Origin of the sequence: Aliiroseovarius sp. S1339 (genome assembly GCF_023195695.1) — a bacterium.
In the GTDB taxonomy this organism is placed as follows: Bacteria; Pseudomonadota; Alphaproteobacteria; order Rhodobacterales; family Rhodobacteraceae; genus Aliiroseovarius.
The window spans coordinates 98,539-115,331 of sequence record NZ_JALPQG010000009.1; the positions used below are offsets into that span (position 1 = coordinate 98,539).

Consider the following 16,793-nt stretch of genomic DNA (forward strand, 5'->3'; position numbering starts at 1 on the left):
GCCCCACCTGCGGGTTATCGGCTTTCATCTGCATTCATCTTGCGCTCCAGCCACCGCACCCCCGCCGAGATGATCAGGACCAGCACCAGATATTCGAGGATCAGCAGCGTATAGATTTCCAGCGGACGGTATTCGGTGACCACCAACTCGTTGGCCCGCCGGGTCAACTCCTCCATCCCGATCACGGATGCGAAGGCGGACATTTTCACGATATAGATGAACTGGTTGGCCAACGGCGGCAGGATGCGCCGCACCGCTTGCGGCAGAATGACATAGCGCATCGCCTGCGCACGGCTTAACCCGATGGTCTGGGCGGCTTCGGCCTGACCGCGTGGAACGGCTTGGATGCCGGACCGGAAAATCTCGGCGGTAAACGCGCTATCGGACAGGGCCAGCGTGATCACCGCACCCCAGAACGGGTCGATATTCAGGGTGATGCCCATCGAGCGTAGGACGACTGGAAGTCCGTAAAAAACCCAAAACAGCATTGGCAATAGTGGGATCGCGCGGACAAACTCGACATAAATGCGGTTGGGCAGGCGCAACCATCGGTTCTGCGCAAAGGCGGGCAGGGCGACAATCAGACCGATGATGATCGACGCAACAGCCGCCAGAACCGAGATCTGGATGGTTGACGAAAATCCCCGAAACAGGAATTTCACATTGGTCCAGCCCGACGATGTTGACGGGTCGATCACATACCAGCCCCATATGCCGGGCGCAGCCGAACAAGCGGCTAGGGCGAAAAGCGACAGTATCGCGAGGGTCAGACGGGTTCTGATCATTGTCACACCCCTAATGCTTCAGGATTTTATCAAGGAATTGTGCGAAGCGGGCGGATTTCGGTGCAGTGAAGGCAATTTCTGGGGGGGCAATCTCGACGATCTCGCCTTGGTCCATAAAGGCGACGCGATCGGCCACGCGGCGCGCAAACCCCATCTCGTGGGTCACGCAGATCATCGTCATGCCATCGCTCGCCAGATCCTCCATCACGTCCAACACCTCGGCAATCATTTCCGGGTCCAGCGCTGACGTGGGTTCGTCAAACAACATCAGCTTAGGCTCCATGCAAAGTGATCGCGCGATCGCCACGCGCTGTTGCTGCCCACCCGACAATTGGCCGGGGCGTTTGTCGGCCTGTTCGGGGATGCGCACGCGCTCTAGGTAAGCCATGGCGCGGTCACGAGCTTCCAGTTTTGGCATTCCAAGGGCGCGCATCGGACCCAGCGTCAGATTGTCCAGAACGCTTAGGTGTGGAAATAGATTAAACTGCTGAAAAACCATACCAATATCGCCCCGGCCTTGGGCATCGACAGGCTGGTCATATACGTGGATCGTGCCTTTCTGGTGTGTCTCGAGCCCCGCCAAAAGGCGGACAACCGTGGATTTCCCCGATCCGGACGGGCCGCAGATCACCAGCTTTTCGCCGTGATCCACGGTCAGCGAAATATCCTGCAGCACCTGAAAATCGTCATACCACTTGTTGACGGCATCCATAGTGATCGCATGTTTTGTCCGCTCGGTGTTCGCCACTTGTTCTTTCCGCCGCGATCTGTTCAACTGATTGTGAGCAGCAGGTCCAAGTCCCGCTGCAATTCGTATGGTATATGAACACGCTACGAATTTGATAACCACCAAAAGGACACCGCGCGATGAACTTTCTGCGAACACTTGGGGCCGGGCTGCTGGCAATGACAATGCTGGCTGGCGGGGCGCAGGCCCAATCTGCCCTGAACGATATTCTTTCGGGCGGCGTCCTGAAGGTGGGCACTACGGGCGACTGGAACCCGATGACGATGAAGGACCCCGCGACCGACAGCTATCGCGGGTATGACATCGACGTCATGACCGAGCTGGCCAAAGATCTTGAGGTAGAGTTGGAATTCGTTCCCACCGATTGGAAAACGCTGGTGAACGGAATTGTGGCGGGCAAGTATCACATGACCGGTTCTGCCTCGATCTCGCCGTCGCGGATGAAGGTGGCGGGGTATTCCGAGCCATACATTTCAGTGCAAATCCTGCCCTTCACCACTGAAGACAAGGTTGCGAAGTTTGATGGCTGGGAGACGGTCAACAAACCTGATGTGAAGGTTGCGACCACGCTTGGCACCTCGTTTGAAAAGATGGTGCGCGACTGGTTCCCGGAAGCAGATATCAAAGTGGTCGAAGCGCCCGCGCGTGGCTATCAGGAGGTTCTGGCTGGGCGCGCCGATGTGTTCATCACGTCGAACATCGAAGGTGCCACACTGACCGAGAAATTTCCCCAAGTGACTGCTGTGCCGGTCGAAGCCCCGCGTGAACCGACGCCGATCGCGATGATCCTACCGCAGAGCGATCAGGTGTGGATCAACTATGTGAACAGCTGGGTAAAAGTGAAGAAAGAACAAGGGTTCTTCGCAGAAACCGCCGCGAAATGGGGTCTGTGAAACTGGTCGCATGATAGACAGGAGGCCGGGCGTTCTGTCCGGCCTTTTCAATTGCCATCACGGCAGCTTGGCCGTTTGATACAGTTTCACTTTGGTGCCGCCGTGATCGACCGGCGGGCCGGGGGGCAGGAAGGGCAGACCGGTCGCCTTGGCTAACCCACCGTCGCTGGTGATGATCCCAACCCGCCAACCCGAAAATCTTTCCTGCAGCACTTTTCCCAGCGAGCCGTAAAGCGCAAACAACAGTTTTTTGTTGCCGATCCGCCCACCATAAGGCGGGTTCACGATGACAAGGCCGCCGGGTGTTTCAGGCCGTTGCAGGTCGCTGATCGACCCCTCGGTGAATTGGGTTAAGGCGGCGATCCCGGCGGCTTCGGCGTTATGCCGACTGTTGGCAATCGCGCCTGCATTTCGGTCTGACCCGAAGAAGCGGGGGGTGTCGGCGCTAACTTCAACTTCTGCCTCCGCTTTCATCATGGCGAAGGCCTCGGCATCAAAACTCGCCAAATTCTCGAACGCAAACGAGCGCGCGCGGCCGGGCAATAGGCCCACAGACATTTCGGCGGCTTCGATCAAAAAAGTACCTGATCCGCACATAGGGTCCAGCACCGGTTCTTGTCCGTCATAGCCTGCGGCCTTCAGGAACAGGGCCGCAAGGGTTTCACGCATCGGCGCTTTGCCGGTCGCGGTCTTGTAGCCGCGCTTGTGCAGGCTTTCGCCCGAGCTATCCAAACTGATCGTCACCATATTGTCGTCAATCCGCACCTTCAAAACCAGCGCGGCCTCTTTCGAGATTGTCGCGCCCAATTCCTCGGAAATAGCCTTCTCGACCCGCTGGGCGGCCGCCTTGTGGTGATAGATTTTCGACCGCTTGCACACGGCTTCGACCCGCACTGGCATGTCCGCCCGCAGAAAATCCCCCCACGGAAACTTGCGCGCCCGTTTATCAAGTTGCGCCAGATGAAACGCTCGAAAGCTGCCCAGTCGAACCAACACACGGGTTGCGCCGCGCAGGGTCAGGTTGGCGCGCCAGACCTCGTCCCAGCCGCCTTGCGTCGTGACGCCGCCGGGGCTGGCCGTTGGGGTTGCAAAACCTGCGGCGCGGGCTTCCTCGGCCAACACGGGTTCCAGACCCGGTGGGGCGACAAGGAAAACTTCAATTGTGTCTGTGGTGCTCATGTCTGCTCTCTAGCCCATCGGCGTCAGCGGGGCGAGGCGAATTCTTCTTGTGCCGGGGCATCGTGGCAAGGACAGTGGCGGGGCTGAACATCCGCGAGGGGCCAAGAAAATGCGCAGTTCCAAGACCATTCACGTGATTTCCTGCCATGCAGAAGGCGAGGTCGGCGATGTCATCGTCGGTGGGGTCGCGCCGCCACCCGGTGATACGATCTGGGCGCAAAGCCGTCACATCGCAAAGGATCAGAACCTGCGCAATTTCGTTCTGAACGAACCGCGCGGCGGCGTGTTTCGTCATGTGAACCTGCTGGTGCCGCCGAAGCATCCAGACGCCGATGCAGCGTTCATCATCATGGAGCCTGAGGACACGCCCCCTATGTCTGGGTCCAACTCGATCTGCGTGGCGACCGCGCTTCTGGACAGTGGCATCATCCCGATGACCGAGCCGGTGACGGAAATGGTGCTTGAAGCGCCCGGCGGGCTGGTGCGTGTTCGCGCAGACTGTAAAGACGGCAAGGCGCACCGCATCACTGTCCAGAATGTTGCAAGCTTCGCAGACCGTCTGTCTGTGCCGCTTGAGGTCGAGGGCGTGGGCAGCCTAACCGTTGACACGGCATATGGCGGCGACAGTTTTGTCATTGTCGATGCAGCCATGTTGGACTTCAGCATCCGCGAGGACGAAGCCGCCGACATTGCGCGGCTGGGCGTGCGCATCACCGATGCGGCAAATGAACAGCTTGGCTTTACGCATCCGGAAAACCCGGATTGGGACCATATCTCGTTTTGCTTGTTTGCCGGGGCGCTCAGCCGTGAAAATGATCACCTTACAGCCCGCGCCGCTGTTGCCATTCAGCCAGGAAAAGTAGACCGATCACCGACTGGCACCGCCCTGTCCGCGCGCATGGCGGTGTTGGCCGCGCAGGGCGAAATGGGCGTTGGCGACAGCCTCGTCGCGACCTCGATCATCGGGTCCACCTTCACCGGACAGATTGTGCGGGACGCCAAAGTTGGGGGCCGCGCCGCAATCGTGCCGTCCATTTCGGGTCGTGGCTGGATCACCGGCGTTCACCAGCACATGCTGGACCCGTCCGACCCCTGGCCCGAAGGCTATCGCCTGAAAGACACATGGGGGGCGTCTTGATGCCTGTCAGACGTCCAGATCAACGGAGGGGATGATCGGGAAGAACGTGCCGCCCGACCACAACCCAAACCAACTTTCGCCGTCCTGATCTTCATGCGCGCCAAGGTCGATCAGGCGGTAAAAGCTCTTGCGATCAATCAGCGCCTCAAGGTTCGTGCGCACCAGCACATAAGGCGAAGGCTCGCCAGTGTCCGGGTCACGCACAACGCGAATGGGGGCGTCCGGGCCCGCGCTGGTTTCGTCGCCCACATTGGTCGTGAAGGTCAGCACCTGATCGCGGCCCGTGCCAGATGGCTCGAAGTCGATGGCGACGAAGGGCGCGTCATCGACGGTGATGCCGACTTTCTCGACAGGCGTGACAAGGAAATAGTCGTCACCATCCTTACGAATGATAGATGAAAAGAGCTTCACAAGCTCATGCCGCCCAATAGGCGTGCCAAGGTAAAACCACGTCCCGTCCCGCGCGATCCGCATGTCCAGGTCACCGCAAAAATCAGGGTTCCAAAGATGGACCGGCGGCGGGCCCTTCTTGCCCGCTTTACGCGCGGCTGCGGCCAATGCCTCGGTCATGTTTCCGCCGACGGCGGCTTTTTCCGGCGATTTCCCGTCATTTGGCGCTTTTGTCATTTGTTCCCCCGACGTGTTTGGCCTTTAATGAAATGTAATAGCGGAGCGGAGGAATATCCATGACCAACGAAGCCCTTTTGGATGAGATTGAAGCCCTTGGTGACACGCTTGCCCGCGCGAAAGAGGTGATTGGCCGCCGGATCATTGGGCAAGAGCAGGTGGTTGACCTGACCCTGTCAGCGCTTCTGGCAGGCGGGCACGCGCTGCTGATTGGCCTGCCGGGGTTGGGCAAAACGCGGCTTGTGGAAACGCTGTCCACCGTGATGGGCCTGCGCGAGGGGCGCATTCAATTTACCCCTGACTTGATGCCATCAGACATTCTTGGGGCGGAAGTGCTGGAAGAAAGCGCAGATGGCGCGCGGTCGTTCCGGTTCCTCAAAGGCCCGATCTTCTGCCAGCTTCTTTTAGCGGACGAGATTAACCGCGCCAGCCCCCGCACCCAGTCCGCGCTATTGCAGGCGATGCAGGAACATCAGATCTCGGTCGCCGGACAAACCCATGATCTGGGTGCGCCGTTTCATGTGCTGGCCACGCAAAACCCGCTGGAGCAGGAAGGCACCTACCCATTGCCCGAGGCGCAGTTGGACCGGTTCTTGTTGCAAGTCGATGTGGAATACCCTGACCGGGACGCCGAACGCGATATCCTGCTGGCCACGACAGGCACCGAAGATGCGCAGGCCGAACCTGTCTTTACCGGCGCAGAGCTGATCGCCGCGCAGAAGCTGTTGCGCCGGATGCCTGTTGGCGAAGGCGTGGTCGATGCGATCCTTGACCTTGTGCGCGCTTGCCGCCCCGACGATGACGCCGCACCGCAGATCGTGCGTGATACGGTCAGTTGGGGGCCGGGACCGCGTGCGGCACAGGCCCTGATGCTTTTGACACGTGCGCGTGCGCTGATCGACGGGCGGCTTGCGCCGGGCATTGACGATGTGTGCGCCTTGGCGCGTCCAGTGCTGAGCCACCGCATGGCGCTGAGCTATGGCGCGCGTGCGGCTGGTCACAATCTGGCAGAGGTCATTGACGCCGTGGTCGATCAGGCCACCAGACCCGCAGCAGCCGCGTGACTTCCAACCCCACCTTACGCACCCGCGCGGAAGCGCTGGCCGAGCGCTTGCCGCCGCTTTTGGCGCAGGCGCGTCATCTGGCGGCAAGTGTCGAGTTGGGCGAACACGGTCGTCGCAGGCCGGGGCAAGGCGATGCGTTCTGGCAATTTCGCCCCGCCCAACCCGGTGATCCTGCGCACCGTATCGACTGGCGCCGGTCTGCCCGGTCGGATCATCACTATGTGCAAGAAAAGGAATGGCAGGCGGCGCAAAGCGTACTGTTTTGGGTGGACGCGTCACCTTCGATGGCGTTCGCATCCTCGTCAGATGTGCCCGAAAAAGGCGCGTTGGCGCGTTTGATTGCGATGGCTCTGGCAACGCTTTTGGTGCGTGGCGGGGAACGGGTGGGTCTGGCCACCAGTGCTTCCCCAGCAGGGCGCGGCGAGCTTGCTTTGTCGCGCATGGCGTCAGCGCTGATTGACCCGCAGGACACAGGTTTTGTGGATTTACCCGCACGCTCACGCGCAGTTTTCCTGTCTGATTTCCTGGGTGATACGGCCTCTGTCGCGCAAGCCGTCACCCAAGCCGCCGACCGGGGTGTTACGGGCGTGCTGTTCCAGATCCTCGATCCGGTGGAAGAAGGCTTTCCGTTCCATGGCCGCATGATTTTTGAAGACATGAGCGGCCGTCTGGAACATGACACGCGCGAAGCACATGACCTGCGCGACCGCTATCTGGATCGGCTGACCGCCCGCAAGGCCGAGCTGTCTGATCTGGCGCGTCGTACAGGCTGGCAGTTTCACACCCACCATAGCGGCGAAGCTGACAGCGCAGCACTTCTTTGGCTCTATCACGCGATCGAGGGGCACAGATGATCTTCGGATTGCCCATCGCGTTCACCACGCCGTGGTTGTTGGCGGCCCTTGCGGCCCTGCCGGTTCTTTGGTGGCTGCTGCGCGCGGTGCCACCTGCGCCCGTTCGGCGGCGGTTTCCGGCGGTGACGCTGCTTTTGGGCCTTGAAGATCGCGACGCGGAAAGTGACCGAACGCCGTGGTGGCTTTTGTTGTTGCGCCTGCTGGCGGTTGCGGCGCTGATCCTTGGCTTTGCAGGGCCGGTTTTGAACCCGGAAGAGCGCCAAGCCGGACGTGGCCCTCTCCTGATCTTCGTTGATGCCCAATGGACGGCGGCGTCCGACTGGCCGCAGCGGATCGCGGCCATTGAAGACCAACTTGACGACGCGGCTCAGGCTGGTCGCACCGTGGCTATCACATTGTCGCATGATGTTGGGCTGGCCGATGGGGCAGCCCCTCAGTGGCTCAGCGCCGGGGATTGGCGCGCGCGTTTGCCGGGTTTGTCGCCGGTATCGTGGGACGCGCCTTATGGCGCTGCGCCGCAATGGGTTGCGGGCTTACAGGATGCTGACACGGTTTGGGTGTCGGACGGTTTGGCGCGTGAGGGCCGCAGTGACCTTTTGGCCGCGTTCGAGGCGAAAGGCCGCGTCGATGTCCTTCAACCTACGGCACCGCGTTTGGGGCTTTTGCCTGCGCAAGCCGAGGATGGCTCACTTGTGCTGCAAGCGCTGCGCAGCGAAGCGGTGACGACCACCGAACTTCAGGTCCAGGCCATTGGTCCAGACCCAACTGGGGTCGAACGGGTGTTGGCCGCATCGCCCCTGACATTCTCCGCCGGCGCTGCACGCGGGGAAGTGCGGATGGCCCTGCCGCCAGAACTTCGCAACCGCATCACCCGGTTTCAACTGGCCGCCCAGCTCGCCGCCGGGGCTGTTACGCTAGCCGATGACAGTCTGCGCCGTCGCCGCGTCGCACTTTTGACCGGCACGCAATCGCGCGAAGGGTTGGAACTGCTATCCCCACTGCATTATCTGCGCGAAGCGCTGGTGCCCTCGGCCGAAGTGATCGAAGACGAGTCGATCACGACGCTGGTTGAGGCCGGGCCAGAGGTTGTGATCCTGCCGGATGTGCCCAGCCTTGCCGAACCCGATCAGAAAGCGCTGGCCGCGTGGGTGGCAAAGGGCGGGCTTCTTTTGCGGTTTGCCGGCCCGCGTCTGGCCGCCGCCGACACCGGGCGCGGGGTTGAAGATATTCTGCTTCCCGTGCGTCTGCGATCTGGTGGCCGTGTGGTTGGTGGCGCGATGAGCTGGGGCGCGCCACGTGCATTGGCCCCATTCCCCGACACTTCGCCCTTCTTCGGGCTCCGCGTGCCGGATGACGTGCTTGTGCGCGCGCAAATCCTTGCGGAACCCGGCCCGGACCTTGCCGACCGAACCATGGCCTCGCTGGCGGATGGAACACCGCTGGTGACCCGCAAGGCGCTGGGCGATGGGCAAGTGGTTTTGTTCCACATCTCGGCCAATGCCGAATGGTCGTCGCTGGCCCTGTCAGGTCTGTTTGTGCAGATGTTAGAGCGGCTTGCCGTCTCGACCCGCCCCGGACAGGTCAAATCCGAGGCGCTTGAGGGGACGCAATGGGTGGCCGAACGGCTGTTGGATCCGTTTGGTCAACTTGGCCCTGCTGGGGCGCAGGCAGGCGTCGATGGGCCGCAATTGCTGGCCGGGGCCGGTGCCGACGTGCCACCCGGTCTTTATGCTGACGGGGATCGGTTGATGGCCGTCAATACGCTTGATGCCGACGCGCAAATGTCGCCGGCAAATTGGCCCGCCCATATCGCACCACGTTGGGAAGATCGCAGCGCAACGCGAAGCCTCGCACCATATTTGCTGGCCGGGGCGCTGATCGTTGGCGTCATTGACGTTCTGGCAAGCCTGTTGATTTCCGGGCGCCTTTGGGGTGCGCGCACCATGAAAGGAGCTGCGCGGGTTGGGGCTGTCTTCATGTTCGCCATGCTCTGCGCGCCGAACGACAGCGTTGCGCAAGAGGTTGGCACAGCAGATGGCGTGATTGGAGCCGCCAGCACCGTGACGCTGGCGCATGTTTTGACTGGCGACAGCGCCACGGACGAGGTCGCTAAGGCCGGGCTAACGGGGCTTTCCGACCAACTGTTTTCACGCACCTCGGTCGAGCCAGCGCCGCCTTTCGGCCTTGATGTCGAAAGCGACGACCTGTCAGTTTATCCATTCCTGTACTGGCCGATCACCGATACCACCCGTCAACCCAGCCCCGAGGCTTATGGGCGTCTGAAAACCTATCTTGCCGCCGGGGGTTTCATCCTGTTTGACACCCGCGATGCCGGATTTGGTGGGGAAAGTGCGGCGGCGCTACGGCTGCGCACCATCGCGCTGCCGCTTGGCCTGCCGCCGCTGGAACCTGTCCCGCTTGATCACGTTCTGACCCGCTCGTTCTATTTGCTAGAGGAATTTCCCGGCCGCGCGCGTGGCCCGGCGTGGGTCGAGGCAGCCCCACCGAACGCCGAACGGGCCGAGGGGATGCCGTTTCGCAACCTCAATGACGGGGTCAGCCCGGTGATCATTGGCGGCAACGACTGGGCAGGCGCTTGGGCGATCCGGTCTGATGGCGCGCCGATGTTTCCGGTCGGGCGCGGTCAAGCCGGGGACCGCCAGCGCGAAATGGCAGTGCGTTTTGGTATCAACCTTGTGATGCATGTGCTGACGGGGAATTACAAATCCGATCAGGTGCATGTGCCGGCGTTGTTGGAAAGGTTGGGGGAATGAATGCCTCGGACCTGATATTCACACCGGGCCTAGCGTGGCCGGTGATTGGCTTTCTTGCTGCCTTAACACTGGCAGGGCTTGTTCTGGCGCTTTGGCGTGGGCTGGCGGGCTGGGCGCTGCGCGCGGTGGCGGCGCTGGCGGTGTTGGCCGCCTTGGCCGGGCCGTCCCTTCAACAAGAAGACCGCGAGCCCCTATCCGATATTATCTTGGCGATTGTGGATGACAGTGCGTCGCAAAGCCTGTCAGACCGTGCAGCCCAAAATGCGGCCGCGGTTGAGGCATTGACGGCGCAGGTCGCTTCCCGCGCGGGTCTTGAGTTGGCCACGCGCCGCCTGTCCGAATTTGCAGATCCTGCTGCGCCAGACGGCACCCATCTGATGCGGGCGATGACGGCAGCCCTAGCCGACTTGCCCCGCGACCGGGTGGCGGGTGTGGTTGCGATCACCGACGGGGTGATCCATGACCCCGACCTTGCCCCCAACCTGCCGGCCCCGTTCCAATCCTTGCTGACTGGGCGCGCAACCGATTGGGACCTGCGCTTGTCGGTGATCCAAGCCCCGGCCTTTGCCATTCTGGACGAAGAGGTCGAGATACGGCTGCGGGTTGACGCTTTGGGCGCACCGCCAGCCACCGACCTGATTGAACTGTCGGTATCGCGCGATGGAGGCGCATCACAGCCACTGGTCGCGCGGGTTGGGGCCGAAATTATCCTGCCCCTTACCCTGACCCATGCGGGGCGCAACCTGATCCACGTGACCCTGCCACCAGCCGAAGGCGAGCTGACCGACCGTAACAACGCCGCCGTAATCGAAGTGAACGGCGTGCGCGACCGCCTGCGTGTGTTGCTTGTGTCGGGCACGCCCCATCCCGGCACCCGGACATGGCGCAACCTGCTGAAATCTGACAGCGCGGTGGACCTTGTGCATTTCACCATCCTGCGCCCGCCGGAAAAACAGGACGGCGTGCCGGTCAATGAACTCAGTCTGATCGCCTTCCCGACGCAAGAGCTGTTTGTCGACAAGATCGACGAATTCGACCTGATCATATTTGACCGTTATCGCCTGAGGGGCATTCTGCCCGGCGGCTATCTGGAAAGCGTGCGATCCTATGTGCAACGGGGCGGGGCTGTGTTGATTGCAGCGGGGCCTGCCCTTGCTGGGGCAGAAAGCATCGCGCGCTCTGGTCTGTCCGCTATCCTGCCCGCTTTCCCCACTGGTCGATTGGTTGAAGATGCGTTCCGCCCGATGATCAGCGACGCGGGCGCGCGCCACCCGGTCACGCGCGATCTGGAAGACTTTGCGCCTGAAGGTGGCTGGGGGTCGTGGCTGCGCCGGGTTGAACTTGAGCCGACCGGTGGCCACACGATCCTGAACGGCCCCGAGGATAGCGCGCTTTTGACGGTCGATCGCGTGGAGGATGGCCGGGTTGCGCTGCTGGGGTCAGATCACGCATGGCTCTGGGCGCGCGGGTATCAAGGCGGGGGGCCGCAGTTGGAATTGCTGCGTCGCCTGGCCCATTGGCTGATGCGCGAACCCGAGCTTGAGGAAGAAGCGCTGACTGCCACCGCCACCGATACAGGCTTGACCATAGAGCGGCGAACGATGGCTGACAGCGTGCCCGAGGCGGCCGTGACTCATCCCGACGGGACCGAGGCTGCGCTGGCCTTGACCGAGCGGACACCCGGCGTTTTCGAGGCTGACATTGATGCGCCCGATCAAGGCCTGTATCGCGTGTCACACGATGACCTGACAACCGTGGTCGTACGTGGCCTTGCCGCCTTGCGCGAGTTTGAACAACCGATTGCGGACGCAACGCTTCTTACGCCACTGGGGGCTGCGACACGCGGCACCGTGAAACGTATTGAGGATGGCTTGCCTGGCCTACGCCCGGTGCGTGTCGGCCAAACAGCCCATGGGCGTGGCTGGATCGGCTACACACCGCGCGACGCATATGTGACGCAGGCGATCCGCGTCATACCTTTGGCCCCAGCTTGGCTTATGCTGGCGCTTGCGGCGCTGTCTCTGATTGGTGCATGGCTCGTTGAGGGGCGCGGTGGCGTGCGACGCGCGACTTAGCGTTAGGTTCCTCAACTATCCCTCGTCAGGTTGCATCAGAACGGCGCGGGAATGGGATGCAAACTCGCGCCGATACAAGACCAACACCGTCAGCAACGTCGCCGCGATCAGGCTGGCCGGGCCAAGCAACCACGCCAATGACCCCATCGCAAAATAGACCGAGCGTAAGCCGCGGTTGAAACTGCGCGCGGCCGAGATGTTGATGTCGCCTGCCTTGCGGGCGCGGGGCAGGGCGGTCAGGTCGTTTGGATCATTGGGCACCGAGGCCATGACCACGGCGCAATAGCCAAACAGGCGATGCGACCAGACGAAACTCAGAAATGCGTTGGCCAGAAACAGGACGACCAGCAGGATCTTGACCTCCCACACCAATTCTGGCGCGCTGGCAAGGGTCAGGTCGTGTGCGACGCCGCGCAGCCGGTCGGTATTTCCCAACAACGCCATACCGCCGCCAATAGCGATCATTGATGCCGAGGCGAAGAAGCTGGCACCCTGACGCAGCGTGGACAGGATTGCGCTGTCGAAAACGCGTGGGTCTCGGGTGATGAATTGCACCATCCAGTCGCGCTGGTATTGCGCCACCAGCCCCGAAACGGAAGGTTTCGCGGTCGTTGCGTTCTCGATCCGCCAACCGATCACGGCCCACGCAAGGATGATCAAACAGACAGCAACCCCATCCAGCGGGGAAAACAATGACAGGCGTTCGAATATGGACATGATTGATACCTAGGCAATTTCCTTTCGGTTGCCAAATCGGAAAATTGGTAATATCTTTTTACCAATTATAGAATCTGGAGAAGCGCGATGCAGATGCCGACCCCCGACGCCGCGATCCTTGCGCGCAAGGATCAGATCGTGAAACGCCTGCAATCGGTTTTGCCGGATGGGGCGGTGGTGCATGATCCGATCCAGACGCGAGTCTATGAATGTGACGCGTTGACCGCCTATAAATGCCCGCCGCTTTGCGCGGTGTTGCCTGCAACCACGGCGGAAGTCTCGGCCGTCATGCGCGTCTGCCACGAAGAAGGCGTGCCAGTTGTGCCGCGCGGGGCAGGCACATCGCTGGCCGGTGGCGCATTGCCCACGGCAGACAGCGTGATCCTTGGGGTCGCGCGGCTGAACGATGTGCTGGAAACCGACTATGCCAACCGAATGATCCGTGTGCAGTCGGGGCGCACCAACCTGTCCGTCACAGGTGCGGTCGAGGAAGAAGGGTTCTTTTACGCGCCCGACCCCTCGTCACAACTGGCCTGCGCCATTGCGGGCAACATCGCGATGAACTCGGGCGGCGCGCATTGCCTCAAATATGGTGTGACCACCAACAACCTAATGGGCGTGACCATGGTCATGGCGGATGGTGAGGTGGTCGAGGTCGGCGGCGCGCATCTGGATTCGGGCGGGCTCGACCTTCTTGGGCTAATCTGCGGCTCGGAAGGCCAGTTGGGCGTTGTGACAGAAGCCACCTTGCGCATCCTTGCCAAGCCCGAAGGTGCACGTCCGGTTCTGGTTGGCTTTGACAGCAACGAAGTTGCGGGCGCTTGTGTGTCTGACATCATCAAATCCGGCATCCTGCCCGTTGCGATCGAGTTTATGGACCGCCCCTGCATCCGCGCGACCGAGGCGTTTGCAGGCGCAGGATACCCCGACTGTGAGGCTCTTTTGATCATCGAGGTCGAAGGCTCGGACGCTGAAATTGACGACCAACTGGCGCGCATCGTCAAGATTGCCCGCGCACACAATCCGGTGGAACTGCGTGAAAGCACCTCGGCCGAGGAAAGCGCCAAGATCTGGTTGGGGCGCAAATCGGCCTTTGGCGCGATGGGGCAGATCAACGATTATATGTGTCTGGACGGCACGATCCCGGTATCCGAACTACCTTTGGTGCTGCGCCGTATCGGTGAAATGTCGAAGGAGTATGGGCTGGACGTCGGCAACGTCTTTCACGCGGGCGACGGCAACATGCACCCACTGATCCTGTTTGATGCCAACAAACCCGGCGACCTTGAGAAATGCGAGGCGTTCGGGGCCGATATTCTGAAGCTGTGTGTTGAGGTCGGCGGATGCCTTACTGGCGAGCATGGGGTCGGAGTTGAAAAAAGAGACTTGATGGTTTCGCAATACAACCAAACGGATCTTGAGATCCAATTGGCCGTCAAAGATGTGTTTGACCCCGCATGGCTTTTGAACCCCGCCAAGGTGTTTCCCTTGGCCAGCACGGAAACAAGGCGCGCATCATGACCCTGACCACTGAAGCAGACCTGGCCGAGGCGATTGTCGCGGCCAATGGCCCCTTGCGCGTCCAAGGCGGTGGCACCCGCGATATCGGCGCGCCGGTTGATGGGGCAGAGCTTTCGACACGCGGCCTGACTGGCGTCACCCTTTACGAACCCGGTGCACTGACGCTGGTGGCGCGCGCCGGGACGCCGCTGTCTGAAATTGAAACGCTGCTCGCCGCCGAAGGCCAGCGGCTTGCCTTTGAACCGGGCGACATGCGCGCTTTGCTGGGGACCAAAGGCGCGTCAACGATCGGCGGCGTGATCGCCACCAACGCCTCTGGTCCCCGGCGTATTCAGGTCGGGGCCGCCCGTGATTTCTGCCTTGGTGTGCGCTTTGTGGACGGGCAGGGGCAGGTCTTGAAAAATGGCGGGCGCGTGATGAAGAACGTGACCGGCTATGACCTCGTGAAGCTGATGACCGGAAGCTGGGGCACGTTGGGCGTGTTGACCGAGGTCAGCCTGAAAGTGCTCGCCATTCCTGAAACCGAGGCAACGCTGGTCTGCGAGGGTCAATCGGCTGAAACTGCCGTGACCTCGATGGCGGCAGCCCTAGGGTCGCCGTTCGACGTGACCGGTGCTGCGCAGATGAACGGGCAGACGATGATCCGGCTTGAGGGCTTGGAACAATCGGTTGCCTATCGCGCCAAAGCCCTGCAAGACGGCGTGCTGAATGGCTTCGATGTGGTCGAGGGCGCGGCGTCCGCGGCCCTTTGGTCCGACCTGCGCGACGTCACACCCTTCGCTGGCAAAGACGGCGCGGTCTGGCGCATTTCGGTCAAACCCTCCGATGGACCAGCGCTTGTCCGTGAACTGGGTACCATGTCACCCGACGCAATATACGACTGGGGCGGCGGGCTGGTCTGGCTGCGTGTGGCCGATGAAGGCGATGCGGGGGCCCAGATGATCCGAGACGATCTGAGCCATATCGGCGGCCATGCGACGCTGATCCGCGCCAGTGCCGCAACGCGCGCATCCGTGCCCGTGTTTCACCCGGAACCCGCACCAATCGCGGCGCTCACCCAAGGCCTGCGCGCGAAGTTTGACCCGCGCGGCATTCTGAACCCCGGCCTGATGGGAGCCTGACATGCAAACGCATTTCACTGACGAACAGCTCAAGGACCCCGCGATAAAGCGCGCCAACGAAATCCTGCGCTCTTGTGTGCATTGCGGGTTCTGCACTGCGACCTGCCCAAGCTATCAGGTGCTGGGCGATGAGCTCGACAGCCCGCGCGGGCGCATCTACCTGATCAAGGATATGCTGGAGGCCGGACGCCCCGCCGACAAGAAAACGGTCGAGCATGTGGACAAATGCCTGTCCTGCCTTGCCTGCATGACGACCTGTCCGTCTGGTGTGCATTATATGCATCTGATCGACCATGCCCGCGCGCATATCGAAAAGACCTATAAGCGTCCGCTGTTTGACCGGATGCTGCGCTGGACGCTGGCACAGATCATCCCCTATCCGGGTCGATTCCGATTGGCGATGCAGGCCGCGCGTCTTGGTCGCCCGCTGCGAAAATTCATGCCCGACCCGCGTCTGGAAGCGATGCTGGAAATGGCACCGCCCAAGCTGCCCAAACCCAGCCCGAATGACAAACCGCAAACCTTTCCGGCCAAAGGCGAGCGCAAGAAGCGTGTGGCCTTGCTGACCGGTTGCGCGCAGAAGGCGCTGGACACCGACATCAACGACGCGACCATCCGGCTGCTGACGCGGCTGGGCTGCGAGGTCGTCGTGGCCAAGGGCATGGGCTGCTGCGGCGCGCTGACCCATCACATGGGCAAGGAACATGAGAGCCACGCCCAAGCCGGTGCCAATATCAACGCTTGGATGCGCGAGAAGAACGGCGCGGGGCTGGATGCGATCGTGATCAACACCTCGGGCTGTGGCACGACGGTAAAGGATTACGGGCACATGTTCCGCAATGATGCGCTGGCGGAAGATGCCGCAACCGTGTCGGCACTGACGGCGGATGTCAGCGAGCTTCTGATGACGCTGGACCTGCCCGAGGCGCAGATGAACAAGCGCGTGGCCTATCATTCGGCTTGTAGCCTTCAACACGGCCAACAGGTCAAGACACACCCCAAAACCCTGCTGAAACGGGCGGGGTTCGAGGTGGTGGAGCCGGTTGATGCCCACCTGTGTTGTGGCTCTGCCGGGACCTACAACCTGATGCAGCCCGCAATCTCGCAAGAACTGAAACGCCGCAAGGTCACCAATCTGGAGGCCAAAACACCCGAGATCATCGCGGCCGGCAATATCGGCTGCATGATGCAAATCGGATCCGGCACAGGCATCCCCGTGGTTCACACGGTCGAGCTGCTTGATTGGGCAACCGGAGGGCCACAGCCACGTAAATTGGCCTGATGGTTGCCATTTTTC

Annotated in this window: 14 protein-coding genes; 9 read left to right on the plus strand and 5 right to left on the minus strand. The window is 61.5% G+C overall.

The features are described from left to right. Positions 1–14 precede the first annotated feature (14 nt). Together MUY35_RS14140 and MUY35_RS14145 are read right to left on the minus strand one after the other, a co-directional pair. On the minus strand, positions 15–785 hold the full coding sequence (locus tag MUY35_RS14140) for an amino acid ABC transporter permease (RefSeq protein ID WP_248369712.1): 771 nt from the start codon (positions 783–785) through the stop codon (positions 15–17). Positions 786–795: 10 nt separating this feature from the next. Beyond that, positions 796–1,497 carry an amino acid ABC transporter ATP-binding protein gene (locus tag MUY35_RS14145; protein ID WP_248369860.1) on the minus strand — a complete coding sequence of 234 codons (702 nt, stop codon included), beginning with the start codon at positions 1,495–1,497 and terminating at the stop codon, positions 796–798. A gap of 155 nt (positions 1,498–1,652) precedes the next feature. Between MUY35_RS14145 and MUY35_RS14150 the strand changes: the two genes are divergently transcribed. Beyond that, on the plus strand, positions 1,653–2,426 hold the full coding sequence (locus tag MUY35_RS14150) for a transporter substrate-binding domain-containing protein (protein ID WP_248369714.1): 774 nt from the start codon (positions 1,653–1,655) through the stop codon (positions 2,424–2,426). A 57-nt stretch (positions 2,427–2,483) separates the two neighbouring features. Here MUY35_RS14150 and MUY35_RS14155 read toward each other — a convergent pair whose 3' ends face one another. After that, a complete protein-coding gene (locus MUY35_RS14155; RefSeq protein ID WP_248369716.1) occupies positions 2,484–3,605 on the minus strand; it encodes a class I SAM-dependent RNA methyltransferase in 1,122 nt (373 codons plus the stop codon). 109 nt (positions 3,606–3,714) lie between these two features. Between MUY35_RS14155 and MUY35_RS14160 the strand changes: the two genes are divergently transcribed. After that, on the plus strand, positions 3,715–4,743 hold the full coding sequence (locus MUY35_RS14160; RefSeq protein WP_248369718.1) for a proline racemase family protein: 1,029 nt from the start codon (positions 3,715–3,717) through the stop codon (positions 4,741–4,743). Between the two features lie 6 nt (positions 4,744–4,749). Here the strand turns inward: MUY35_RS14160 and MUY35_RS14165 are convergent, their stop codons facing one another. After that, entirely contained in the window at positions 4,750–5,313 is a 564-nt protein-coding gene (locus tag MUY35_RS14165; protein WP_248369862.1) for a DUF1285 domain-containing protein, read from the minus strand. A 116-nt stretch (positions 5,314–5,429) separates the two neighbouring features. Here MUY35_RS14165 and MUY35_RS14170 point away from each other — a divergent pair, with 116 nt between their 5' ends. The 4 genes from MUY35_RS14170 to MUY35_RS14185 are packed head-to-tail and all read left to right on the plus strand — an operon-like array spanning position 5,430 to position 12,137. Then, positions 5,430–6,434: a MoxR family ATPase gene (locus tag MUY35_RS14170; RefSeq protein ID WP_248369720.1), complete on the plus strand. Its 1,005-nt coding sequence runs from the start codon at positions 5,430–5,432 to the stop codon at positions 6,432–6,434. Continuing rightward, positions 6,431–7,288, plus strand: a complete 858-nt coding sequence (locus MUY35_RS14175) for a DUF58 domain-containing protein (protein WP_248369722.1) — start codon at positions 6,431–6,433, stop codon at positions 7,286–7,288. Before MUY35_RS14170 ends, MUY35_RS14175 begins: the two co-directional genes overlap by 4 nt. Then, positions 7,285–10,062 carry a DUF4159 domain-containing protein gene (locus tag MUY35_RS14180; RefSeq protein ID WP_248369723.1) on the plus strand — a complete coding sequence of 926 codons (2,778 nt, stop codon included), beginning with the start codon at positions 7,285–7,287 and terminating at the stop codon, positions 10,060–10,062. The genes MUY35_RS14175 and MUY35_RS14180 overlap by 4 nt, the downstream gene beginning before the upstream one ends. Beyond that, on the plus strand, positions 10,059–12,137 hold the full coding sequence (locus MUY35_RS14185) for a hypothetical protein (RefSeq protein ID WP_248369725.1): 2,079 nt from the start codon (positions 10,059–10,061) through the stop codon (positions 12,135–12,137). The genes MUY35_RS14180 and MUY35_RS14185 overlap by 4 nt, the downstream gene beginning before the upstream one ends. Before the next feature lie 15 nt (positions 12,138–12,152). On the opposite strand, the gene MUY35_RS14190 is transcribed toward MUY35_RS14185, so the two are convergent. Next, positions 12,153–12,854: a DUF599 domain-containing protein gene (locus tag MUY35_RS14190; RefSeq protein ID WP_248369727.1), complete on the minus strand. Its 702-nt coding sequence runs from the start codon at positions 12,852–12,854 to the stop codon at positions 12,153–12,155. An 87-nt stretch (positions 12,855–12,941) separates the two neighbouring features. Here MUY35_RS14190 and MUY35_RS14195 point away from each other — a divergent pair, with 87 nt between their 5' ends. The 3 genes from MUY35_RS14195 to glcF are packed head-to-tail and all read left to right on the plus strand — an operon-like array spanning position 12,942 to position 16,778. Further along, positions 12,942–14,375 (plus strand): FAD-linked oxidase C-terminal domain-containing protein, encoded by a 1,434-nt coding sequence (locus tag MUY35_RS14195; protein ID WP_248369729.1) that lies wholly within the window; start codon positions 12,942–12,944, stop codon positions 14,373–14,375. After that, the gene (gene glcE, locus MUY35_RS14200) at positions 14,372–15,496 is read left to right on the plus strand and encodes a glycolate oxidase subunit GlcE (protein WP_248369731.1); all 1,125 of its coding nucleotides are present in this window, start codon (positions 14,372–14,374) and stop codon (positions 15,494–15,496) included. The genes MUY35_RS14195 and glcE overlap by 4 nt, the downstream gene beginning before the upstream one ends. Position 15,497: 1 nt before the next feature. Continuing rightward, positions 15,498–16,778: a glycolate oxidase subunit GlcF gene (gene glcF / locus MUY35_RS14205; protein ID WP_248369733.1), complete on the plus strand. Its 1,281-nt coding sequence runs from the start codon at positions 15,498–15,500 to the stop codon at positions 16,776–16,778. Positions 16,779–16,793: the final 15 nt, after the last annotated feature.